Origin of the sequence: Paenibacillus chibensis (assembly GCF_004001045.1) — a bacterium.
GTDB classification, from domain to species: Bacteria; Bacillota; Bacilli; order Paenibacillales; family Paenibacillaceae; genus Paenibacillus_AQ; species Paenibacillus_AQ chibensis.
Window position 1 is genome coordinate 1 of the sequence record NZ_BIMK01000006.1, and the last position, 23,310, is coordinate 23,310.

The 23,310-nt window shown below is 53.2% G+C and carries 16 protein-coding genes and 1 pseudogene; 13 read left to right on the top strand and 4 right to left on the bottom strand.

Features of this window, described 5'->3' with window-relative positions; genetic code table 11:
* Nucleotides 1–146: 146 nt before the first annotated feature.
* Both PCH05_RS06365 and PCH05_RS06370 read right to left on the bottom strand, forming a co-directional pair.
* On the bottom strand, nucleotides 147–956 hold the full coding sequence (locus PCH05_RS06365; RefSeq protein ID WP_127601541.1) for a flagellar motor protein MotB: 810 nt from the start codon (nucleotides 954–956) through the stop codon (nucleotides 147–149).
* Entirely contained in the window at nucleotides 940–1,734 is a 795-nt protein-coding gene (locus PCH05_RS06370; protein ID WP_127601542.1) for a flagellar motor protein, read from the bottom strand. The genes PCH05_RS06365 and PCH05_RS06370 overlap by 17 nt, the downstream gene beginning before the upstream one ends.
* 174 nt (nucleotides 1,735–1,908) lie before the next feature.
* Here PCH05_RS06370 and uvrB point away from each other — a divergent pair, with 174 nt between their 5' ends.
* The 5 genes from uvrB (at nucleotide 1,909) to PCH05_RS06395 (ending at nucleotide 10,858) form a co-directional block, all read left to right on the top strand.
* Nucleotides 1,909–3,900, top strand: coding sequence for an excinuclease ABC subunit UvrB (gene uvrB, locus PCH05_RS06375; protein WP_127601543.1), 1,992 nt, complete (start codon nucleotides 1,909–1,911; stop codon nucleotides 3,898–3,900).
* A gap of 205 nt (nucleotides 3,901–4,105) precedes the next feature.
* Entirely contained in the window at nucleotides 4,106–6,967 is a 2,862-nt protein-coding gene (gene uvrA, locus PCH05_RS06380; protein ID WP_127601544.1) for an excinuclease ABC subunit UvrA, read from the top strand.
* A 232-nt stretch (nucleotides 6,968–7,199) separates the two neighbouring features.
* Complete coding sequence (locus tag PCH05_RS06385; RefSeq protein WP_127601545.1) at nucleotides 7,200–7,409, top strand: hypothetical protein; 210 nt, start codon at nucleotides 7,200–7,202, stop codon at nucleotides 7,407–7,409.
* A 384-nt stretch (nucleotides 7,410–7,793) separates the two neighbouring features.
* A complete protein-coding gene (locus PCH05_RS06390) occupies nucleotides 7,794–8,921 on the top strand; it encodes a S1C family serine protease (protein WP_127601546.1) in 1,128 nt (375 codons plus the stop codon).
* A 23-nt stretch (nucleotides 8,922–8,944) separates the two neighbouring features.
* Nucleotides 8,945–10,858, top strand: coding sequence for a copper amine oxidase N-terminal domain-containing protein (locus tag PCH05_RS06395; RefSeq protein WP_127601547.1), 1,914 nt, complete (start codon nucleotides 8,945–8,947; stop codon nucleotides 10,856–10,858).
* A gap of 84 nt (nucleotides 10,859–10,942) precedes the next feature.
* Here PCH05_RS06395 and PCH05_RS06400 read toward each other — a convergent pair.
* Both PCH05_RS06400 and PCH05_RS06405 read right to left on the bottom strand, forming a co-directional pair.
* Nucleotides 10,943–12,125, bottom strand: a pseudogene (locus PCH05_RS06400) (MFS transporter).
* Between the two features lie 66 nt (nucleotides 12,126–12,191).
* Nucleotides 12,192–12,470, bottom strand: coding sequence for an ArsR/SmtB family transcription factor (locus tag PCH05_RS06405; protein WP_127601548.1), 279 nt, complete (start codon nucleotides 12,468–12,470; stop codon nucleotides 12,192–12,194).
* 270 nt (nucleotides 12,471–12,740) lie between these two features.
* Here PCH05_RS06405 and PCH05_RS06410 point away from each other — a divergent pair, with 270 nt between their 5' ends.
* From PCH05_RS06410 to pcrA, 8 genes are all read left to right on the top strand, one after another.
* Entirely contained in the window at nucleotides 12,741–15,254 is a 2,514-nt protein-coding gene (locus PCH05_RS06410) for a U32 family peptidase (protein WP_127601549.1), read from the top strand.
* Nucleotides 15,255–15,593: 339 nt separating this feature from the next.
* On the top strand, nucleotides 15,594–16,337 hold the full coding sequence (locus tag PCH05_RS06415) for a sugar phosphate nucleotidyltransferase (protein WP_127601550.1): 744 nt from the start codon (nucleotides 15,594–15,596) through the stop codon (nucleotides 16,335–16,337).
* An 18-nt stretch (nucleotides 16,338–16,355) separates the two neighbouring features.
* Nucleotides 16,356–16,904, top strand: a complete 549-nt coding sequence (rfbC, locus tag PCH05_RS06420) for a dTDP-4-dehydrorhamnose 3,5-epimerase (protein WP_127601551.1) — start codon at nucleotides 16,356–16,358, stop codon at nucleotides 16,902–16,904.
* A gap of 15 nt (nucleotides 16,905–16,919) precedes the next feature.
* Nucleotides 16,920–17,939, top strand: a complete 1,020-nt coding sequence (gene rfbB / locus PCH05_RS06425) for a dTDP-glucose 4,6-dehydratase (RefSeq protein WP_127601552.1) — start codon at nucleotides 16,920–16,922, stop codon at nucleotides 17,937–17,939.
* Entirely contained in the window at nucleotides 17,940–18,797 is an 858-nt protein-coding gene (rfbD, locus tag PCH05_RS06430; RefSeq protein ID WP_127601553.1) for a dTDP-4-dehydrorhamnose reductase, read from the top strand.
* Between the two features lie 194 nt (nucleotides 18,798–18,991).
* Complete coding sequence (locus PCH05_RS06435) at nucleotides 18,992–19,864, top strand: phosphatidylinositol-specific phospholipase C/glycerophosphodiester phosphodiesterase family protein (protein ID WP_127601554.1); 873 nt, start codon at nucleotides 18,992–18,994, stop codon at nucleotides 19,862–19,864.
* Between the two features lie 303 nt (nucleotides 19,865–20,167).
* Nucleotides 20,168–20,845 carry a heptaprenylglyceryl phosphate synthase gene (pcrB, locus tag PCH05_RS06440; RefSeq protein WP_371860522.1) on the top strand — a complete coding sequence of 226 codons (678 nt, stop codon included), beginning with the start codon at nucleotides 20,168–20,170 and terminating at the stop codon, nucleotides 20,843–20,845.
* A gap of 104 nt (nucleotides 20,846–20,949) precedes the next feature.
* A complete protein-coding gene (gene pcrA / locus PCH05_RS06445) occupies nucleotides 20,950–23,277 on the top strand; it encodes a DNA helicase PcrA (protein WP_127601556.1) in 2,328 nt (775 codons plus the stop codon).
* The last annotated feature ends 33 nt before the right edge of the window (nucleotides 23,278–23,310 follow it).

The window sequence follows — 23,310 nt, forward strand, 5'->3', positions numbered from 1 at the left end:
TTTGAAGGTACGTCGATAGACATTTTTCTTAATGTCAGAGAGTATGATGGCAGCGCATGTGGATGCCGCAGGAACCATTTTTCGTAAAACGCCACCCGGTGTCTATGCCTGATGGTTTATTTTCATAAAACTTCATTCGTGGTTAGTTATTCTTTCAGCTGGCGCAGCACGATGATTTCGACGCGCCGGTTCTTCTGCCGGCCTGCTTCCGTCGCGTTATCTGCGGCCGGGCGCGTATCGCCGTAGCCTGCATACTGAAAATCTTCGGCACTCAAATGCTTTTCATCCAGAAAATAACGCAGAACCGAAAGCGCGCGCGCACCTGACAGCTCCCAGTTGTCCTGATATTTGGAAGCATAGACGATCGGAAGATTATCGGTATGGCCTTCAATGCTGATGGTGGTATGCAGCTCCTTGAACAAGCTGGCAAGCTTGTCCATGACGGGCACCGAGCCGCTCTTCAAATCGGCCTTGCCCACATCAAACAGAAACTTGTCGCTCAGCGTGATAGAGATGCCCTGCGGCTGGTCTGCCACGAAGATCTGGTCTTCCAGCTTGTTGTCTTTCACGTAGCTTGAAATGACCTGCAGCAGGTTCTGCAGCTCCTTTTCCTGCTGGCGGAAGGCAAGCTCGCGGTCGGAGAGCTGGTCGGCGCCTCGCTGCGGCTGCTGCTGCGGTTTGGCTGCCGTGTCGGGATTTTTGTGGTTATTTTTGTCCGCCGAGCCGGTGATACCCGATCCCTGGTCCAAAATGGAATCCCCGCTTTTAAACGTCAGCTGGAGCGATTGGGTAATCTCTTTGTATTTCTGCGTGTCCAGGCGGCTCATCGCAAACATCATTACGAAAAAGATCAGAAGAAGCGTAATCAGATCCGCGTAGGTAATCAGCCAGCGGTCCCGGCCGTTTTCGCCCTCGCCGCGTTTGCCTCTTCGGGGGCGGCTAGTCCGCTGTCTCATCAAATCCCTCCTTCACCACAGGAACATGATAGCGTTCTGCGGGCGTGAAGGATACGAGCTTTTTGCGGACCAGATTCGGGTGCTCTCCGTTTTGGACGGCAAGAATACCTTCAAGCAGAAGCTCCATATTCTGAATTTCATCGGCGCTGCGTGACTTAATCTTGGACGCAATGGGTAAAAAGATAATATTGGCGCTTGCTACGCCGTATAGTGTAGCCGTAAATGCAACCGCGATGGAAGGGCCGAGCTCTGTCGGCTCGGACAAGCTCCCAAGCACATGGATCAGGCCCATGACGGTGCCGATGATTCCCATGGTCGGCGCGTAGCCGCCCGCGGACTCGAAAACTTTGGCATAGCCTTCGTGCTTCTGTTCCACGGCGTCAATTTCAAGCTCCATAATCTGCTTCAGCAGCACGTCATCCGTTCCGTCGACGACCATTTGAATGCCTTCGCGAAGAAAAGAATTCGGATGGTCCTGCACCAGCCGCTCCAACGACAATACTCCGTTGCGGCGTGCGGAGGTCGCCATGTTCACCAGATCCTCGATCAGCTGGTCGGTATGGTCCTGCTGACGGGTGAACGCGAAGCGCAGAGCCTTGGGAATCGTTTTGAGCCGTGCCAGCGGGAAGCTGACGATGACGGCGGCGATGGTGCCTCCGAATACGATGAGCGCCGCCGCTCCTTGCATAAGTCCGTTAATTCGACCTCCTTCCCATAAAAAGCCTCCTACCAGCGCGGCCAGGCCGGCCAGTATGCCTAAAATTGTTGTCATTTCCATGTTGTCGGTACCACTCCTATCCGCGAGTTTGTGTTTGCATCAGGCAAACGATCAGAGTATAATAGACGGGAACAAGTATTCCTATTTCAACAAGGATTTCCTATTCATATTATCGGGAAATCTCGACATATAGTTTAGAATATCTATTTTAGATGATGAGGGTGATGTTGGGCAATGAGTGATATTGTCGTCAGTACGAAACCGTTCGAGCTTTTATCGGAATATACGCCCCAAGGTGACCAGCCCAAGGCGATTACGGAGCTGGTAGAAGGACTCGAGCAGGGCAAAAAACATCAGACTTTGCTTGGGGCGACGGGTACAGGGAAGACGTATACCATCGCGCAGACCATAGCCAAGGTAAACCGTCCGACGCTCGTCATTGCCCATAACAAAACGCTGGCGGCACAGCTGGCAAGCGAATTCAAAGAATTTTTCCCGAACAATTCCGTGGACTACTTTGTCAGCTATTATGATTATTATCAGCCGGAGGCCTATATCCCTTCGTCCGATACGTATATCGAGAAGGATTCGAGCATCAACGAGGAGATCGACAAACTGCGCCACTCGGCGACCAGCTCGCTGTTCGAGCGCCGTGACGTCATCATCGTGGCCAGCGTTTCCTGTATTTACGGCCTCGGTTCGCCAATGGAATATTCGAGCTTGCTGCTGTCTCTTCGCGTCGGCATGGAGAAGCCCCGCAACCAGATTCTTTCGCGGCTCGTGGATATTCAATATCAGCGCAACGATATCAATTTCGTGCGGGGCACGTTCCGCGTCCGCGGCGATGTCATCGAAATCTTCCCTGCTTCCAAAGGCGAGCAGGCCATTCGGGTGGAGCTGTTCGGCGATGAAATCGAGCGAATTACGGAAATTGATGTGCTGACAGGCGAACTGATCGGGGAACGCGACCATATCGCGATTTTTCCGGCTTCCCACTTCGTTACGAAGGAAGAAACGATGCGGGTTGCGCTCGTGAATATCGAGCGGGAGCTGGAAGAGCGGCTGGCATATTTGCGTTCGGAAGGGAAGCTTCTCGAGGCTCAGCGCCTGGAGCAGCGCACCCGTTACGACATCGAAATGATGAAGGAAGTTGGCTTCTGTTCCGGCATCGAGAATTATTCAGGACCGCTGACTTTCCGTGAACCGGGGTCAACCCCATATACGCTGATGGACTATTTCCCTGACGATATGCTGATCGTGGTGGACGAATCCCACGTAACGCTGCCTCAGATTCGGGCCATGTATAATGGTGACCGCGCACGTAAGACGGTGCTCGTGGACCACGGCTTCCGTCTGCCGTCCGCACTGGACAACCGGCCGCTGAAATTTGAGGAATTCGAAGACAAGGTCAACCAGATTATTTATGTTTCGGCAACGCCGGGCCCGTATGAGATGGAGCATTGCGATACGATGGTTGAGCAGATCATCCGTCCGACAGGGCTTCTGGATCCGGTGATCGAGGTCCGGCCGACCGAAGGACAGATTGATGACCTGATCGGCGAGATCCGTGAACGGATTGAACGCGACGAGCGGGTGCTCGTCACGACGCTGACGAAGAAGATGGCCGAGGATTTGACCGATTATTTGAAAGAGATCGGCATAAAGGTCCGATATTTGCACTCGGATATCAAGACGCTGGAACGGATGGCTATTTTGCGTGATCTCCGTCTTGGCGTATTCCATGTGCTGGTCGGGATTAACCTGCTGCGGGAAGGCTTGGACCTGCCGGAGGTGTCTCTCGTTGCCATTCTGGACGCCGACAAGGAAGGCTTCCTCCGTTCCGAACGTTCCCTGATCCAGACCATCGGTCGGGCCGCGCGGAACTCCGAGGGCTTCGTGCTGATGTACGGCGACAAGATTACCGATTCGATGGACAGTGCCATCAAGGAAACGGCGCGCCGCCGTGCGCTGCAAATCGCTTATAATGAGAAGCATGGCATTACGCCGCAGACGATTCGTAAGAAGGTGCGCGATGTCATCGAGGCGACGAAAGTGGCGGAATCGAAGGCGGAGTATCTGACGGGAGCTGCCGGCAAGCTGTCGAAGAAGGAGCGCCAGTCGGTGATTCAGCGACTGGAAGCGGAAATGAAGGAAGCGGCGAAGAATCTCCAGTTCGAACGCGCCGCCGAGCTTCGCGATGCCTTGCTGGAACTGAAAGCCGAATAAGGATTCGCTCGACGTACGTGTATAGAAGACAGACCGTATTGAGATGATTGGTTTTACTTGCGAATGACAAAGAGAACGGCCCGGAAATGAGGTCGTTCTCTTTGTGGATATATACAACAGACGGCATAGGGATGACATGCTGACAAATGACATGCCATAAAGCACGGAAGAAACGGCTTTATGAATTAAAGGAGATGAACGAGCGTTGGCGAGTGAAAACATCGTAATCAAGGGGGCGCGAGCCCATAACCTGAAAAATATCGACATTACAATTCCGCGGGACAAATTTGTTGTCCTGACCGGGCTTAGCGGCTCCGGTAAATCCTCATTGGCTTTCGACACGATCTATGCTGAAGGCCAGCGCCGCTATGTGGAGTCCTTATCTGCATATGCGCGCCAGTTTCTCGGCCAGATGGAGAAGCCCGATGTGGATTCCATCGACGGGTTGTCACCGGCGATTTCCATCGACCAGAAGACGACAAGCCGCAATCCGCGCTCGACGGTAGGAACCGTCACCGAAATCTATGATTATTTGAGATTGCTGTTTGCACGCATCGGACATCCGCATTGTCCGGAGCATGGGATCGAAATTACGTCGCAGACGGTCGAGCAGATGGTGGACCGGATCATGGCGTATCCGGAAAAGACGAGACTGCAGCTGCTGGCTCCATTGATCTCGGGGCGCAAAGGGGAACATAAAACCTTGTTTGCCGATGTGGCCAAGCAAGGCTTCGTGCGTGTGCGTGTAGACGGCGAGCTGCGCGATCTATCGGAAAATATTGAGCTTGAAAAAAATAAGAAGCACACGATCGAGGTCGTCGTGGACCGGATCGTCATTAAGGAAGGCACGGAAGCACGCCTGGCCGACTCCATCGAAACGGCGCTTAAGCTTTCCGGAGGGCAGCTGCTCGTAGACGTGATGGGCCAGGAGGAGCTGCGCTTCAGCTCCAATTTTGCATGCCCGATTTGCGGCTTCAGCATGGAAGAGCTATCGCCGCGCATGTTCTCGTTCAACAGCCCGTTTGGTGCCTGCCCTGAATGTGACGGACTCGGCGTGAAAATGATCGTCGATCCCGATCTGCTGATCCCTGATACGGAGAAATCCATAGAGGAAGGCGCCTTCCTGGCGTGGACAGGCAGTACGTCCAACTATTATCCGCAGTTCCTGAGCTCGGTATGCGAGCATTACCATATTCCGCAGGATGTTCCGGTCAGCCAGCTGAAGAAGGAAGATATGGATAAGCTGCTGTATGGAACGGGGAACCAGAAGGTGCGCTTCCGCTATGAGAACGACTTTGGACAGCGCAAGGAAGCCTTTGTCGTATTTGAGGGCGTCATTCCGAACCTGGAACGCCGCTACCGCGAAACCGCTTCGGAAGGAATCCGTGAATTCATCGAGAATTTCATGAGTGCTAAGCCTTGTGAAGTTTGCAAAGGACATCGCTTGAAGAAGGAAGTGCTTGCCGTTACCGTCAATGACAGCAACATTGCCGATGTCACGAGCTTGTCCATTGGCGATGCAATGAAGAAGTTCGATTCGCTCGAACTGAGCGAGAAGGAACGCTCCATCGCCCATTTGATCCTGAAGGAAATCAACAGCCGCCTCGGCTTCCTGGTCAATGTCGGCCTGGAATACCTGACGCTCAGCCGCGCGGCGGGCACGCTGTCCGGCGGCGAAGCCCAGCGGATTCGGCTTGCGACGCAGATCGGCTCCAGTTTGATGGGCGTCCTCTACATCCTTGACGAGCCGAGCATCGGACTGCATCAGCGCGATAACGATCGCTTAATCTCCACGCTGGAGCATATGCGCAATCTGGGAAATACGCTGATCGTGGTCGAGCATGATGAAGACACGATGATGGCGGCGGACTACATCATTGATATCGGTCCGGGCGCAGGCATCCACGGCGGCCGGGTGATTGCACAGGGAACGCCGAAGCAAATTATGGAGGATCCGAACTCCTTGACCGGTCAGTATTTGAGCGGCCGCAAGTTCATTCCGGTGAATACGACGCGAAGAAAACCGGATGAACGTTGGCTTGAAGTCCGCGGAGCGAAGGAAAACAATCTCAAAAACCTGAACGTCAAAATCCCGGTAGGCGTGTTTACGGCCGTTACCGGCGTGTCCGGCTCAGGCAAATCAACGCTTGTTAATGAGATTCTGTATAAGACGCTGGCGAAGGAGCTCAACAAAGCCTATAAAGTAAGACCGGGAGCGCATAAGGAAATCCGCGGGCTGGACAACCTGGAGAAGGTTATCGATATCGACCAGTCGCCAATCGGACGTACGCCGCGCTCGAACCCTGCCACCTATACGGGTGTGTTCGACGATATCCGCGACATTTTCGCACAAACGAATGAAGCCAAAATCCGCGGCTACAAAAAAGGCCGTTTCAGCTTTAACGTGAAGGGTGGACGCTGCGAGGCCTGCCGTGGTGACGGTATTATCAAGATCGAGATGCACTTCCTACCGGACGTGTATGTGCCTTGCGAAGTCTGCAAAGGCAAGCGGTACAACCGCGAAACGCTGGAAGTGAAATATAAAGGCAAAAATATTTCCGATGTGCTGGAGATGACCGTGGAAGACGCAACGGAATTTTTCAAGAATATTCCGAAGATTCACCGTAAGCTGCAGACGCTGCTCGACGTAGGACTGGGCTACGTTACGATGGGTCAGCCTGCAACGACGCTCTCCGGCGGCGAAGCCCAGCGAGTGAAGCTGGCGTCCGAGCTGTACCGCCGCAGCACCGGCAAAACGCTGTATATTCTCGATGAACCGACGACGGGGCTGCATGTGGACGATATCGACCGTCTGCTTACCGTGCTGCACCGCCTCGTAGATTCGGGTGAATCCGTGCTTGTGATCGAGCATAATCTGGACGTGATCAAGACTGCGGATTATATCATTGATCTGGGGCCGGAAGGCGGCAGCGGCGGCGGAACGATCATTGCGACCGGCACGCCGGAGCAGATCGTGAAGGTGAAAGAATCCTATACAGGCAAGTACCTGAAGCCGGTTTTGGAGCGGGATACCGCCCGTACGGAAGCGTTGAAGGTCGGCAGCTAAGGGAAGCATGTGAAGCCGGAGCCCCTCATAACGAGGGGCTTTTTGGCCTTTTGCATGGAGTTATAACCGATTGGTTAATACTATATCAAAAGGTACATTGACCATTCCAAATTTAGGCAATTTTATGACAATTTCAATTTTTTCCGGGGGAAGTCTTGCATCTGCCCCTGTGGAAGGATAACATGTAGAGAGATATGTGAAAAATGAGCGAAGACATAGAGGAGGTCCAATCATGTTGCTTGCAGAAGCTGCTGCATCGGCTGCATCTAAATTCAATACGTTTGATATTTTTATGATTCTGTTTACGCTGCTTATTCTTATCGGAACGGTTCGTCTGATTACGCAACCCGTGAAGAACAAGTTTGCAATCGGATTCAGCATTGTTTGCCTTCTGGTATTCCTGGCTTCTGATTTTGCCATGGTTCAGAACTGGATGAGCTAGCATAACCGAATAAACAGATCATCCCCTGAAGACACCTTTAGCCTCGGCGCTGCAAGGGGTCTTTTTTTATAATATCAGAAGGTACAGACTACAGAGTCATGGCTTCCTGATATTGCAAAAAAACATCCGCTGATCGCGGTCTGTCTACTGTGAGTGTACGTCGATAGACGTTTTTTTTTTTATTTGCGCAGAAACCCTTTATCAACATGATTTCTCATGTTTGGCTCTCCGTGCGGGGATTCGTCGAAAGCTGCTTGCGAAAGCTCGAAAAGATAGGGCTTTTGAGCAATTGTACAGTTTTTGAATGTGTGTTACAGTGGGCTAAGATTCAGGGGAGAAACCCCAACAATGTGTATAAATAGAAAAATAAGGCTAGGTGAACAGATGAAGCCTATGGGGAAAAAGAGGGTCGCTTTGCTGTTTTGCAGTCTCATGCTGCTGAGCGGGGCTGCAGAGGCTGGAGCGCAAAGCGCGGCTAAAACGCAAACAACAGCCAAGTCCAAATCCACCGCCGTAACGGCGGTAAAAAGCCAGCAGAGCACAAAGGTACAAGTTCCTGCCGATCCGGTGCCGCAGATCGTGAAGAACGTGTCACCGTCTGTTGTCGGTATCATCGGACGATCTACGGATCCGGCGGATAAGACGGCAGCTAACCGCAATAACCTGGCACACGGGACAGGCGTCATTATCAAGTCAAACGGGTGGATCGTGACCAATGCTCATGTGGTCAACGGGCTGCAAAGCACGGTCGTCGTCACTTCAGACGGCAAAACCTATAAAATTACCGATACATATGTGGATGAAACCAGCGATCTGGCGTTGGTTAAGATCAATGCAGCCAATCTGCAGCCGGCGGTTTTCGCGAAATCCGCTCAAAACGCGCAGGTTGGTGAAAAAGTGGTGGCGATCGGTACGCCGATTTCCTTTTCCTTTCGTAACTCGGCAACGGTTGGCGTGGTCAGCGGTCTGAACCGGGCCATCAACGCCTCTTACCGGCTGATCCAAAGCGATACCGCGATCAACCCCGGGAACAGCGGAGGTCCGCTGGTCAATATGAAGGGCGAGGTGCTGGGCATTAACAGCATGAAGTTTGCAGCGGTTGGCGTAGAGAACATGGGCTTTTCCATCCCTGCAGAGACCGTGCAGTACGTGATCAATCAGTTGTTCAAGTACGGGGAAGTTAAGCGACCAAGCCTCGGCTTCAGTATGGAGGAGAGCTGGTCTGCGATCGTGGGGCTTCCTACGAACGATCCTTTAACCATAACGAAAGTTGTCTCCGAAGAAGCAAAAAAAGCGGGCATTCGCGAGAACGATGTTCTGTACAGCATTAACGGCAAACGCGTCACCTCAGTCGTAGATATCAATGAGATGTTCAAGTCATATTTGCCGGGACAAACCGTGAGCCTGCTGATGCAAAGCGATGGGGACATCGTGACGCGCAAGCTGGTGCTGACACAGGATAGCGGCTCGGATGAGAATACGGCTGCCGATGATGCCGGAGATGAATTTTAATGGGGAAGAAGGGACAGTCTCGGATGAAGAGAAATGCGTTTCTCAAGGTGGGCTCTGCGCTTTTGGCGTGCAGCGTAATATTCGGTGCGGCCGTACCGGCATGGGCGGACAGCGCGGCAACGGCGGACCAGTTGATGTTCAAGGTGAAAACAGGCAGCACGTCCGCGATCATGAACGGCAATTCGGAGACGATCGTCAAGCCGTATAGCGATCATGGAACCGTCATGGTGCCGTTGGGGCTTTTCAAACGGACGTTTGGCAGTGAGGTGCGCCTTGAAAATGCCAATGTCGTCAAAGTAATGTACGGCGCCCATACGGTTTCCATGACGATCGGCAGCCGCACGGCTTGGGTGGACGGACGTAAAATAACGCTTAATGCAGCTCCGGCTATGGTCGCCGGCACGCTGATGGTGCCGCTCAGAGTAGTTGCAGAGGGTATCGGAGCCAGTATTGCTCCGGAAAGCAGCGGTACGCTTGTCGTCAGCCTGACTCCGATGGATGATGCCATGGATGACGAGGACGTAGGGATTGATGCCGACCTCGGCAAAACGAAAATTGGCAACAGCTTTTACGGTTGGACGATGAATTATCCGAGCGGATTAATTCTGGGCGGCGGAGAGCAGGATGAAAGCATCATATCCTTCAACGACTCCGAGGATAAATACTATTTTGAGGTGCATGCATCGAACCAGGACGTGAAGCTGGGAGCGGATGAACTGCTGGCCATGCTGGTGGAGGATTCCAAGGACGCAGGGGAGATCGTCGTCGACCGGGAAAGCTTTCCGCAGGCCAAGGTGCCGTATGCCCGGATCATCGCCAAGGACGGCGACGGAACCTTCTGGGAAAGCCGGATGTACTATAACAATGACCGCCTCTATGAGATCTATTTTGCGGATCTGAAGGCAACAAATTACAAAGATCTGAAGAAGTACGCGGGGCTTCTGAATTCATTCAATACCAGCTATAATCCATCCGATAAATCGGTCAAGGATTTGTCCACCGTCAAAAACGGCATGCGCAGCGAATATAACGATGATTACGGCATTTCGCTGAATGTTCCTGCAGGCTGGAGCGTGGATAACTCCAATATGTATTACGAGAGCAAGGGCGGCAGCTATCTGAGCCTGAATGTATCCTCTTCGCCAAAGGGTTCGACGCTGGAGCAATGGAGCGATGAGCTGAAAACATGGTTGAAGGAATCCTTCGTACCCGACTCCTATCAAATCGTCGGCACGTCCCCGATCGAGGTATCCGGAGAGCAGGGGCTCGTGAATGAAGTCCGGTACAACTACGGCGACGGGTGGGTGACAGAGTTTGAGGTCATGCTGCTGCATAACGGTTACCGTTATTATGGCGAATATGCCGTACCGGATACCCAGAAGCAGGACTTGAGCAAGTTTAAGGATTTGATGAAGTCCATCGACATTGATTTCAAGGTCGTTTCCGACAACTTCGGCAATATGGAAGAGGATGCGTTCCTGATCAGCAGAGGCAAGACAACGACGAAGGTATCGAAGGCTTTCCAATATCAGATCAACATTCCGCAGTACTGGACGGCGAATCAGGATAAATTCGAGAAGTCTCCTGTTGAATATCAGTTTGTGGGCGGGCGCTTCCGCATTACGGCAGATAAATCCACGTCGCTCGATGCTGCGGTCAACCAGCTGAAATCCTATTATGCCGACGCGGCCAAGTTTCAAAAGAACTTCAAGCTGGAAAAAACCGAAAACATCACGTTTGCCGGCGAACCTGCCGTATCGATCACCTTGCATCAGGTGAAGGACGGCATTCCGTACAGCGCGCAGCAGATCCTTTTGCAAAAAAACGATATCGTCTATACGATCAGCACATCCTTAAATGATGCGAATGCGACGGATTCCCAAAAAGCAGCGCTCGATCAGACGCTGAAATCTTTTGCGTGGACGCCGTCCAAATAACTGAAATGGAATGATCGGCTATGATTTCTTTCATGGATAGATCAAAAAACCAGCCCGGATGACCGGGCTGGTTTTTTATCTGTATTAGTTCCCTTGATCTGAAGCTGAAACTGTGGACTGACGCGAGGTCAGTCCGGTCAAGCTTAAGGCAGCAATGACAGCGATGATTACGCCTAATGCGCCGAACCAGGTGATGGATGCCAAAGAGACATGACCTACGATCAAGCCGCCAATTGCGGCTCCGACAGCCATGGACAGCTGCATCGTCGATTGGTTCAAGCTCAGCATGACGCCCGCGGATTCCGGAGCCAGCGAGACCAGATTGAACTGCTGGGTTGGACCGGTTGACCAAGCAGCGAAGGACCAAAGTAGCAAGAAGGCAAAAATCGCAGCGACGGAGTGTCCGGCAAAGGTGAGCAGAATCAGTGATATGATATGGAGCAGCATCCCGGATATCAGCGTAAACGTCACTCCGCGTTTATCCGCGCTGTAGCCTCCGGCCTTTGAACCGACAAGACTGGCAATACCGAATGCAAGCAGGGCCGTACTAAGCAAGGATTCGTTTAAATGGCTTACCTCAATCAAAAACGGTGAGATGTAAGTGTAAGCGAGCGAATATCCTCCCAGCCAGAAAAAGGTGATCGCCAAGGCAATCGCGACCTGGGGTTTTTTGAGCAAAGTCAACTGCTGAAGCAGCGGAACAGGCTTGTCGCCTTTCATGCGCGGAATGGTCGCGGCAATGACAAGCAGTGCGAGCACGCCGATCAATGCGATCGCCAGGAATACGGCTTTCCAGCCGAAAGCGTCAGACACCATTCTGCCGAGCGGAACGCCGATAATGAGCGATGCGGTGAAGCCCATCGTGACGGTGGCAATGGAGCCGGCTTGTTTGCCGGGAGGAGCGATGGCCGCAGCCATGCTCAGCGCCGTCACGACAACCATGCCCGCGCCTAAGGCCATGAGGATGCGCGCCGCGATAAAGAGTCCAAATCCGGGCAGAACGAATGACAACAGGTTGGCTGCTATAAAAAGCCCGAGTGAGTACAGCAGAAGCTTTTTCTGATCCATGTTGGCGGTTGCCGCCATCAGAATCGGGGTGCCGATGGCATAAGCAAGAGAAAATACCGTAATCAGCTGGCCTGCCGCCGCCAACGCTGGTACCGAGAGATTCGGCAATCCGGTCCAAAATGCCGGAAATGATATATTCGGATGTTCCTACCAGAAAACTGATCAATGCAAGAATATAAACCTTCCATGTGTTTCCCATAGTTCCACTCTCCTTGATTTAAAATAACTATATTTTTAAAATTATCGAAATATAGATCAAAAAAAATTACTCAAGCAGGTACGGCGCGTATTTAGATGCGACTTCCTTGTCCAAGCTGTAATAGATGAAGGTTCCTTCCTTCCGGGAAGTCAGCAGTCCGGATTCTGCCATTTGCTTCAGGTGATGGGACAAGGTCGAAATCGCCACGTTCTGGAGTTTGTCTCCAAGAACGGAGCAGCATTGGTCGCTTTCTTCTTTTAAGAGCATAGCGATTTTAAGACGTGTAGGTTCTCCAAGCGCTTTATATATTTTGACGGCCTGCAACTGATCTTGCTGTAGTTTCATGCTAAATCAACCTCCGAGCGATGCGTATATTTCGATATTTGTAGAAACAATGTAACATAACGGTCTGAGCTCGTAAAGCGGATTTTTCAATTCAAGATGGAAAAAGCAATCCAGAAGCTCTATGAGATGAGTGTGCAGGAATGAATATACGGTAGAAGGATCGCCTGATGTCTGGTACACTAGATAGGTTCAAGCGAAGCGGGAGTTACAGGCCCGTTTGGCTTCAAAAGAATCAAGTACGACCGGCTTCGCCGGTTTGGGAGGATATAGATGGATACCAAAGTATTACGTAGGGAAGATGTGGAGCTGCTTGCGCCGGCCGGGGATTGGGACTGCATGCGTGCAGCGGTTGCCAATGGGGCGGACGCCATTTTTTTCGGCGTGGAAAAGTTCAATGCCCGTGCACGCGCCAACAATTTTTTGATGGCCGAGCTTCCGGAAATTATGGCCTTCCTGCACAGCTATGGCGTGAAGGGCTTTTTGACGTTTAACATTCTGGTGTTTGAAAACGAATTGGAAGATGCGAAGGAGCTGATCGATGCCTGCATCGACGCAGGCGTCGACGCGGTAATCGTGCAGGACCTGGGACTGGTGAAGCTGATCCGCGAAATTTCGCCGGACTTTCCGATCCACGGCTCCACGCAGATGACGATTACGTCGCCGGAGGCGGTGGAGTTTACGAAGCCATGGGGCATGGAACGCGTTGTTCTGGGCCGCGAAAACAATTTGAAGCAAATTCAGAAAATCGGGGAGCAGGCCAAGCTGCCGATGGAAGTGTTTGTCCATGGCGCCCTGTGCGTGTCCTACTCGGGCCAATGCCTGACCTCCGAGATGTGGGGCGGACGCTCGGCGAACCGCGGCGAATGCGCCCAGGCCTGCCGCCTGCCGTATGACTTGATGGTGGACGGCGTGCAGAAGCCGATGGGAGACGTGACGTACCTGCTCTCTCCCAAGGACTTGGCAGCCATTGACCTGATGCCGGAGCTGATTGAAGCGGGTGTGACTTCGTTCAAAATCGAAGGACGCCTCAAGAGCCCGGAATACGTTGCCAACGTGGTCAGCAAGTACCGCAAGGCGATTGACCGTTATTTCGAGGGAGACCCAACGAAGCCGAGTGAAGATGAAATGCGCGAGCTGCAGCAGAGCTTTTCACGCGGGTTCACGCATGGCTTCCTGGACGGCACCAACAATAAGAAGCTCGTGGACGGCACCTTCCCGAAAAGCCGCGGCGTGTACGTAGGACGCGTCGAGCAGATTCTGCGTGACGGTGTGGTATGCCGGATTGAAGCGCCGCTGAAGCGCGGGGACGGCATCGTGTTCGACGCCGGCGATCCGACGAAGAAGGAAGAGGGCGGACGCATTTACGATCTTCGCCGCAAAGGCGTGAAGCTCGAGGGCGAAGCGGGCGAAGGCTGGATCGTCGATATCGTTCCGGGCCGCAGCGACGTCGACTTGCAGAAGGTCCATGTCGGCGACCGTATCTGGAAGACGAACGACCCGGCGCTCGACAAGCGTCTGCGCCAGACTTATGAGACGGAGAAGCCGTACCGGGTCTTCCCGGTGCATGTGAAAGCATTCGGCCATGCCGGCGGCCTGCTGACCACGGTCTGGACCGACGTGCAGAAGGGCACGACGGTGCAGGTGGATTCGGAGCTGGAACTGGAAGTCGCCAAGAAACGGCCGATGGATTACGCGCTGCTTGAAGAGCAGTTCGGCCGTTTGGGTGGCACCGTGTTCCAGCTGGAGCAGCTGGACGTCGACCTGCAGGGTGACGTCATCGTGCCGATGCGCGAGCTGAACAGCATCCGCCGCCGCGCGGTGGAGCTGCTCGAAGGCGAGCGTCCGAAGCCGCCCGTGTACGTGAAACGGGCGGCCACGGTGTACGGCGATGCCGCGCATAGCGCAGCGCCGGTTGCCCGCGGTGAGGCGGAGCTCACCGCGCTATGCCGCAGCCTCCCGCAGGTGGAGGCTGCGCTCGAAGCCGGCGTGGAGTTCATTTACGCCGACTTCGAGTTCATCAAGCAGTTCAAGGAAGCGGTGGAGCTCGTTCGCGCTGCCGGCAAAAAGATCGCGCTGGTCACCCCGCGCATTCACATGCCGATCGAGAACGGCATCCACAAGAACATCCTGCGCCTCCAGCCGGACGCCGTGCTGGTGCGCAACACCGGCGCGCTGTATTTCTACCTGCGCGAGCGGATGATGAACCCGGATGCCCAGCATCCGCAGCTGATCGGCGATTTCTCGCTGAACATCGCCAACCATAAAGCGGTGGATCTGTTCCTGGAAGCGGGCTGCGACCTCGTCACGCCGTCCTACGACCTGAACATCCAGCAGATGGTTGACCTGCTTGGCCGCTCGGATACCTCGCGGATGGAAGTGGTTATTCATCAGCATCTGCCGATGTTCCATACGGAGCACTGCGTGTACTGTACCTTCCTCAGCGAAGGCACGGACTACACCAACTGCGGCCGCCCTTGCGAAGAGCATCGCGTGTCGCTGCAGGACCGCATTGGCATGTCCCACCCGGTTCGGGTGGACGAAGGCTGCCGCAACACGGTGTACAACGCGATCGAGCAGTCCGGCGCCGAGTACCTGACCAACTTCATGGAGCTGGGCGTGGCGAATTACCGCGTCGAGTTCCTTGAGGAAACACCGGAGCAGGTGCATGAGGTCATCGACCTTTACAAGCGCGCCCTGCGCGGCGAAATCAGCGGCACGCAGGTGTGGAAGACGCTGAAAGCAACGAACCAACTCGGGGTAACCCGGGGGCAGCTGGTGAAATAGAATGGAAAAAACCATATATGCTCCTGCCTTGTTCACTATTCGTGTGATCAGGGCGGGAGCTTTTTTTGCGTTTATTTGGAAACCTTTTGCCGAAACGATAAATGGTATTTACTATCACCTATATAAATGATACAATTTGTATCGTGTAAAGATACGAATTGTTAATAGTTTAATTACAGCATCATTCATATACTCCAATACAACCTCCAGTTCCATGGATCCCATTCATGTTTATATACTCCGAGCTCCGTCATATACGGCATCCTGCTGAGCTGTGTGCGCATTCATACGTTGATGATCATGTTTTCCATCCTTTATCCCTAAACTTAGGAGGCATTTATGAAGGCAATCATTTTAGCCGGAGGCACAGGCTCGCGTTTGTATCCATTAACGAAAGTAACGAACAAGCATCTCCTGCCCGTTGGTAAATATCCGATGATCTTCCATTCGGTGTCGAAGCTGAAGCAGGCCGGGCTTACCGATATATTGATCGTTACGGGCAAAGAGCATATGGGAGACGTCGTTAATCTCCTTGGCAGCGGAAGGGAAATGGGGGTCCAATTTACATATAAGGTGCAGGATGAGGCAGGCGGGATCGCCCAGGCGCTCGGCTTGGCCGAACAATTCGTCGGTGGCGATCAAATGGTCGTCATTCTGGGAGATAATGTCTTTGAGGATGACATCACGCCATTTACAGAGAAGTTTCGTATGCAGCAAAAAGGCGCGAAAATATTAATTCAGGAGGTTCAGGATCCACGCCGCTTTGGCGTGCCGGAGCTTCAAGGAAACCGGATCATTTCTATTGAAGAAAAACCGCAGCTGCCTAAAAGCCGATATGCGGTCACGGGAATTTACATGTTCGACAGCCGGGTCTTTGATATCATCCGCACACTCGAGCCTTCTGCAAGGGGCGAATTGGAAATCACCGACGTCAATAATTCATATATTGAACGTAACGAGCTGACTTTCGACGTGCTGAAGGGCTGGTGGACGGACGCGGGTACGCATGCTTCCTGGTCCAAAGCCAACGAATTGGCCCAGGCCATCGAGTTTAGCGAGGAATTCGGCAAGTTCAAGGTGTAAAGAAGGGGGAAGCATGAAATGAATTGGACTCCTTTAGCATTAGAAGGGGCATATCTGCTCGAGCCGGCCGTCCATGGAGACAGCCGGGGTTTTTTCATGGAAAGCTTCAAGGAATCTGAGATGGAGGAGCAAGGCCTGTCCCTCCGCTTTGTTCAGGACAATCATTCCTTATCTGCCGAGCCGGGAGTGATTCGGGGGCTGCATTATCAGCTAAACCCCAAGGCTCAGACCAAGATCGTACGCGTCGTAAGCGGCGCCATTTATGATGTCGTCGTGGATATCCGCAGCAGCTCGCCTACGTTCGGTCAGTGGATCGGGGTTATTTTAAGCGAATATAATCATCGCCAGCTGCTGGTTCCACGGGGATTTGCTCACGGGCTGTGCACGCTTGTTCCAAACACCCAAGTCTTGTACAAAGTGGACGAATATTATTCCCCCGAGCATGACCGCGGCATATTATGGAATGATCCGGCGCTCGGGATTGACTGGCCCGCTGCGAATCCGATTCTATCGGACAAAGACCGGCGCCACCCGCTTCTCAAAGATGCGGAACTGAATTTCGGTTAGGAGGCCGCTTCTGTCATGAAACTTCTTGTTACCGGCGGTGCCGGTTTTATCGGTAGTAATTTTATTTTATACATGCTGCGTCAGTACCCGGATGTGGAAATCACCAATGTGGACTCACTGACCTATGCAGGCAATCTGGAAAACCTGAAATCGATCGAAACGGATCCCCGCTATACCTTTTCCAAAACGGATATTACGAATGTTCAAGAGATCGGCACGCTGTTTCGCCAAGGCATTGACGTCGTTGTGAATTTTGCCGCGGAATCTCATGTGGACCGGAGCATTATGGAACCGGACGTATTTGTCCGGACGAATGTGCTTGGCACGCAGGTGCTGCTGGATGCGGCGAAAGCACATGGCGTCAAGAAGTATGTGCAAGTATCCACCGACGAGGTTTATGGCTCCTTAGGCAATACCGGGCTTTTTACGGAGCTCACCCCGCTTGCGCCCAATAGTCCTTATTCGGCGAGTAAAGCCGGCGGGGACCTGCTGGTTCGGGCTTATCACGAGACGTTCGGCCTTCCGGTCAATATTACGCGTTGCTCCAACAATTATGGTCCGTACCAGTTCCCTGAAAAATTAATACCGTTAATGATTTCACGTGCTCTAAACGATCAGCCTCTGCCCGTATATGGGGATGGCATGAATATAAGGGACTGGCTCTATGTGGAGGACCACTGCAGCGCCATCGATCTGGTTATCCGTCAAGGCCAAAGCGGCGAGGTATACAATATCGGAGGAAACAATGAGCGCACCAATATTCAAATCGTCAAGGCCATCCTGAAGGAGCTGGGCAAGCCGGAATCACTGATTACGTACGTGCAGGACCGTCCTGGACATGACCGCCGCTACGGGATCGATCCGGCCAAACTGACACAGGAACTCGGCTGGAAGCCAAAGCATCATTTTGAAACGGGGATCAAGGAAACGATTCGCTGGTATCTGGATCATGAGGAGTGGTGGACTCGCATTCAATCCGGAGCGTACCAGGACTATTATGCCAAGCAGTATGGTGAACGGTTGGGGGAGGCGTAAATGAAGGTTCTGGTGACCGGTGCGGGCGGACAGTTAGGAAAGGACACGGCAGCGTTTCTGCGGAAGGCAGGGCATGATGTACAGGGCTGCGGCCGTGCCGACCTTGATATTACAAACCAGGAGCAATGCATGCAGGTCGTGATGGCCTTCCGTCCGGATGCCGTTATACACTGCGCCGCATATACGGCCGTAGATCAAGCTGAAGCCGATCCGGACGAAGCTTATCGCGTCAATGCCGATGGCACGAGGAATATGGCGATGGCTGCGGAGAAAGCGGGTGCCAAGCTGGTCTATATCAGTACGGACTATGTGTTCAACGGTCGATCGGCCATTCCTTACAGGGAATACGACAGCACAGATCCGCAGGGCGTATACGGCAAATCCAAACGGGCGGGGGAACTGCTGGCACAAACGTTGTCCACGCGCTATTTCATCGTCCGGACTTCATGGGTGTACGGCCAGCATGGCCACAACTTCGTGAAAACGATGCTCCGTTTGGGTGCGGAAAAGCCGCTTGTCCAGGTCGTTCATGACCAGAAGGGTTCGCCTACGTATACCGTAGATTTGGCTGGGTTTCTATCAGATTTGATACAGACGGAGAAATACGGAATCTATCATGCGTCGAATTCGGGAGATTGCACCTGGTTTGAATTCACGCAGGCTATTTTCGAGGAAGCGCGAGAAGAGGGCTTCGTGATTACCGCCAGGCTGGAACCCTGCACGACAGCGCAGTTTCCGCGTCCGGCGCCGCGTCCGGCAAATTCGGTGATGGATCATGGCTCCATCCGGACCAACGGTTTTGCTGAATTGAGGCATTGGCGCGAGGGGCTGAGGGAATTTATTCATAATCTTAATTAAGTGGTTCATAACATGAATGATGAATCTCCTGTCGATCAGGAGATTTTGTTATTTTATGGGCTGGATGCGGGAATGATCCCGTTCCCTCCCAAATATCCCCTCGTTTGACCTTCCTCCTTGCGGGGTAAATCCTTTGTAAAGTTACTTCTTAACATTAAGTAAACAACAAGGACGGCGTAAAGGATGTGAACCTCATGCGAAGATGGATCGCCTTGATCCTGCTGGTCGGAGCTGCCGGGCTGTTATGCTGGGTTCCGCGGAGCAGCTCGGAGGAATCGAGCGGCGGTTTTACCGATTATCAAGTGATCTCCCATGCCATGGGAGGCATTCACGATCACGCATATACCAATTCATACGAGGCGTTTATCGCCAACTATGAAAAAGGCAACCACGTGTTTGAGGTGGACCTGCTGCTGACGGAAGACGGCAAGCTGGTCGCCCGGCACGAATGGACGCAGCATATGACGCAGCTCCTGGAGCAGGAGGACAAGCTTCCGAAGGAACGCCAAGCGGCGCGTTTAAGCTATGAGGAGTTCAAGGAGAGCAAAATTCTCGGAGCTTATGATCCGCTGAGCTGGTCAGACATTATGGATCTGATGGAGCGTTATCCCGACATCTATATCGTGACCGATACGAAGGAGCAGGAACCGGAGGATATGAAGCGGGAGCTGGAAATGCTGGTGCACGCGGCAAAAGAGCGTAATCCGGAGCTTTTGGAGCGGGTGGTGCCCCAGATCTACAACCAGCCGATGCTGAAAACGGTACAGGACATCTATTCGTTTCCGTCGCTGATCTACACGCTGTACGCGACCAAAGATACGGATGAAGAGGTCATCGAATTCGTCGGAAATCATGAGATCGATGCCGTAACGATTCCCGAGCAGCGCGTGACGCGTGCCTTTGTATCCAAGCTTAAGAAGGCCGGCGCCGCCGCGTATGTCAACACGATTAACAAGGCTTCGGACGTCAGTAAGCTGAAGCGGATGGGTGTAACCGGGGTGTACTCGGATTTTTTAACGGAAAAAGATGTCGAGTCCACAAGCTGGCTGTACGCATTTGGAAAGTAACAGGACAGATGCAGATTCAAAAAGGGACGATCCCCCGGCTTTATGGTCAGGGTGAAATTTATGAAGGGTATGCTTCCGCTCGAAGCATATCTTTTTTTTGGCATTAGAATTCATCCCCTTACCTGGGTCACTATAAAAGACTAGAAAGGACTTCGAAAGCAAGGCCCCGCGGTGTGGGGTGATTTTGCTGGAAATTCCATAAAAATGTTCGCATCCCATGCGAACAACAAATTGACACTCCACCCTCGCTGTCATAGACTAGATTCATGAAGAAAAGTCGTGGAGGAATGACGTTTGAAGCAGATGATTAAACCCTGGAGACATGTCTTTAAGCTGGACCCCGACCGGGAAATAGATGATAACGCGCTGGAAGCGGTGTGCATGTCCGGAACCGATGCCATTATGGTAGGCGGCTCGAGCGGTGTGACGTATGACAATACGGTGGATTTGCTGTCGCGGGTGCGGCGTTACGAGGTTCCTTGCGTGCTGGAGGTTTCCAATCTGGAGATGATTGTGCCCGGCTTTGATCTGTACATGATTCCGATGGTGATGAACACTGCGGATTCGATGTGGATTACAGGGCAGCATCAGCGGGCCGTGGAGGAATACGGCTATATGATTCCATGGGATCTGCTTGTTCCCGAAGGCTATATTGTTTTGAATTCCGATTCGACCGTAGCCCGGATGACCGGGGCCCAGACGGAGCTGGATGCAGCGGGCGCAGCTGCGTACGCCCAGGTGGCAGATAAGCTAATGTCGCTGCCGGTGGTGTATGTCGAGTACAGCGGAAGCTTTGGAGACATGGATACGGTCAAAAAAATACATCAATCCGTGAATGCCGCCAAACTGTTTTACGGTGGAGGCATCGTGGATGCGGAAACCGCGGCGAAGGCAGCAGCCGTCTGCGATACGATCGTGGTCGGAAACGTGGTGTACGACAATTTGAAACAGGCGCTGCTCACCGTCAAGGCCGTGAAGTAATTGCGAGCAGCGAGTCTTGATAAGCAGAAAAGCAGCGGTGGGTACCGAATCGTATTGAAGAAGCGCTGCAAAAGTAAAACACATTCAGGAAGGAGCATGCGCGCATGCAACCGATTGATATACAAGAAGCTATTAAAAAATTGAATCCGCCGCAGCAGCAGGCCGTCGAAGCGACGGAAGGACCGCTGCTGATCCTGGCCGGAGCGGGAAGCGGCAAGACGCGGGTGCTGACGCATCGCATCGCCTATCTGATTGCCACCCGCAAGGCTCCGCCTTGGGGCATTTTGGCGATTACCTTTACCAATAAAGCGGCAAGGGAGATGCAGGAGCGCGTGACGAAGCTGGTCGGCGGCGAAGGCCGGGACATTTGGGTTTCCACGTTCCACTCCATGTGCGTGCGCATTCTCCGCAAAGATATCGACCGCATCGGCTTCAACTCCAACTTCACCATTTTGGACTCGACGGATCAGCTCTCGCTCGTGCGGAACTGCATGAAGGATCTGAACCTCGACACGAAGAAATTCGAGCCGAAAGCCATTCTTTCCCTGATCAGCACCGCCAAGAACGAACTGATCACGCCTGCACAGTATGAGCAAAAGGCGGGCGATTACATCGAAAGCATCGCGGCCAAGGTATACACCATGTATCAGCGCCGCTTGAAAAGCAATAACTCGCTCGACTTCGACGATCTGATCATGGCGACGATTCAGCTGTTTAAGGAAGTCCCGGACGTTCTGGATTTCTATCAGAAAAAGTTCCAATACATCCACGTCGACGAATATCAGGATACAAACCGCGCGCAGTACATGCTCTGCCGGATGCTGGCGGACGGCCATCACCGGATCTGCGTGGTCGGGGACAGCGACCAGTCGATCTACCGTTGGCGCGGCGCCGATATCAGCAACATCCTGAACTTTGAGGAGGATTATCCGGAAGCGCGGACGATCATGCTGGAGCAGAATTACCGTTCTACCTCCACGATCCTGAACGCGGCAAACGAAGTCATCAAGCTGAACGGCGGACGCAAGCCGAAGAAGCTGTGGACGGATAAAGGCGACGGCGACAAGATCAAGGTGTACCGCGCCGATTCCGAGCATGACGAGGGTTACTTTGTAACGTCGGAAATCAGCAAGAACGTCAATCAGGGCAAGTCCTATCAGGATCACGCCATTCTGTACCGCACGAATGCCCAGTCCCGGGTCATCGAGGAAATTCTGATTAAGTCGGATATCCCGTACCAGATCGTGGGCGGCATCAAGTTCTATGATCGTAAAGAGATTAAGGACATTCTCGGTTATTTGCGGTTGATTTCCAACCCGGATGATGATCTCAGCTTGGTCCGCGTCATTAATGTACCGAAAAGAGGCATCGGCGACACGAGCGTGGCCAAACTGAGCGCCGCGGCTGCCGAGCGTGGAGTCTCCATTTTTCAGGTGCTTGCCGTTGTGGACGACCTGGGTTTCGCCGGCAAAACGCGGAACGCGCTGGTTGAATTCTATGACATGATCGCAGCGCTGAGCCAGATGGTGGACTATCTGTCCGTAACGGAGCTTACCGAAAAAATGCTGGAGATGAGCCAGTACCGCATCGACATGCAGCGGGAAAATACGATTGAATCGCGTTCACGCCTGGAGAATATCGACGAGTTCCTGTCCGTGACGATGGAATTTGAGAAAAATAACGATGACAAATCGCTCGTATCCTTCCTGACCGACCTCGCGCTGATTGCCGACATTGACTCGGTGAAAGACGAGGAAGAGGATCGGTCGGATGCGGTGATTCTTATGACCATGCACAGCGCCAAAGGCCTCGAGTTCCCTGTGGTCTTTATTGTAGGCATGGAGGAGGGCGTGTTCCCTCACAGCCGCGCATTCCAGGACAACGAAGAGCTGGAAGAAGAGCGGCGTCTGGCTTACGTAGGCATTACGCGGGCCGAAAAGCAGCTGTTCCTTACCTGTGCGCAGATGCGCACCTTGTTTGGACGTACGACGGCCAACCCGCCTTCACGCTTCCTGGACGAAATCCCCGAGGAGCTCAAAGAGGAAGCCGGCGCAGCCCGTGACCGTTACCGTCGCGGCGGTAACATCGGCGGCTCGTACGGCGGCCGGGGATTCGGCGGCAGCGGCAGCAATTTCGGACGAAGCGCCGGCAACTCGTCGCTAAGCGGATCGACCGCAACGGCAACCGGCTCGCAGACCAAAGTGACGATGACGACCTCCGTGCCGCATCAGGCCGCGGCGGTCGGCAGCACAGCGGATCTGACCGCGCTTAAGGCCGGCGACAAAGTCTCCCACGGCAAGTGGGGCACGGGCACGATCGTGTCTGTGAAAGGCAGCGGCAACGATACCGAGCTGCAAATCGCCTTTCCTGCGCCTGTCGGCGTGAAGCGTCTGCTTGCAGGGTTTGCGCCGATCACGAAAGTGGAAGGATAGAAAGATTATATATTTTTCAAAAAAATTAATTGC

What these genes read in the sequence shown, in the direction of transcription:
- rfbB (WP_127601552.1), top strand. Translation starts at nt 16,920, where the DNA reads ATGAAACTTCTTGTTACCGGCGGTGCCGGTTTTATCGGTAGTAATTTT.
- rfbD (WP_127601553.1), top strand. Translation starts at nt 17,940, where the DNA reads ATGAAGGTTCTGGTGACCGGTGCGGGCGGACAGTTAGGAAAGGACACG.
- PCH05_RS06435 (WP_127601554.1), top strand. Translation starts at nt 18,992, where the DNA reads ATGCGAAGATGGATCGCCTTGATCCTGCTGGTCGGAGCTGCCGGGCTG.
- rfbC (WP_127601551.1), top strand. Translation starts at nt 16,356, where the DNA reads ATGAATTGGACTCCTTTAGCATTAGAAGGGGCATATCTGCTCGAGCCG.
- pcrA (WP_127601556.1), top strand. Translation starts at nt 20,950, where the DNA reads ATGCAACCGATTGATATACAAGAAGCTATTAAAAAATTGAATCCGCCG.
- PCH05_RS06365 (WP_127601541.1), bottom strand. Translation starts at nt 956, where the DNA reads ATGAGACAGCGGACTAGCCGCCCCCGAAGAGGCAAACGCGGCGAGGGC.
- PCH05_RS06405 (WP_127601548.1), bottom strand. Translation starts at nt 12,470, where the DNA reads ATGAAACTACAGCAAGATCAGTTGCAGGCCGTCAAAATATATAAAGCG.
- PCH05_RS06410 (WP_127601549.1), top strand. Translation starts at nt 12,741, where the DNA reads ATGGATACCAAAGTATTACGTAGGGAAGATGTGGAGCTGCTTGCGCCG.
- pcrB (WP_371860522.1), top strand. Translation starts at nt 20,168, where the DNA reads ATGATTAAACCCTGGAGACATGTCTTTAAGCTGGACCCCGACCGGGAA.
- PCH05_RS06370 (WP_127601542.1), bottom strand. Translation starts at nt 1,734, where the DNA reads ATGGAAATGACAACAATTTTAGGCATACTGGCCGGCCTGGCCGCGCTG.
- PCH05_RS06415 (WP_127601550.1), top strand. Translation starts at nt 15,594, where the DNA reads ATGAAGGCAATCATTTTAGCCGGAGGCACAGGCTCGCGTTTGTATCCA.
- PCH05_RS06395 (WP_127601547.1), top strand. Translation starts at nt 8,945, where the DNA reads ATGAAGAGAAATGCGTTTCTCAAGGTGGGCTCTGCGCTTTTGGCGTGC.
- PCH05_RS06390 (WP_127601546.1), top strand. Translation starts at nt 7,794, where the DNA reads ATGAAGCCTATGGGGAAAAAGAGGGTCGCTTTGCTGTTTTGCAGTCTC.
- PCH05_RS06385 (WP_127601545.1), top strand. Translation starts at nt 7,200, where the DNA reads ATGTTGCTTGCAGAAGCTGCTGCATCGGCTGCATCTAAATTCAATACG.
- uvrB (WP_127601543.1), top strand. Translation starts at nt 1,909, where the DNA reads ATGAGTGATATTGTCGTCAGTACGAAACCGTTCGAGCTTTTATCGGAA.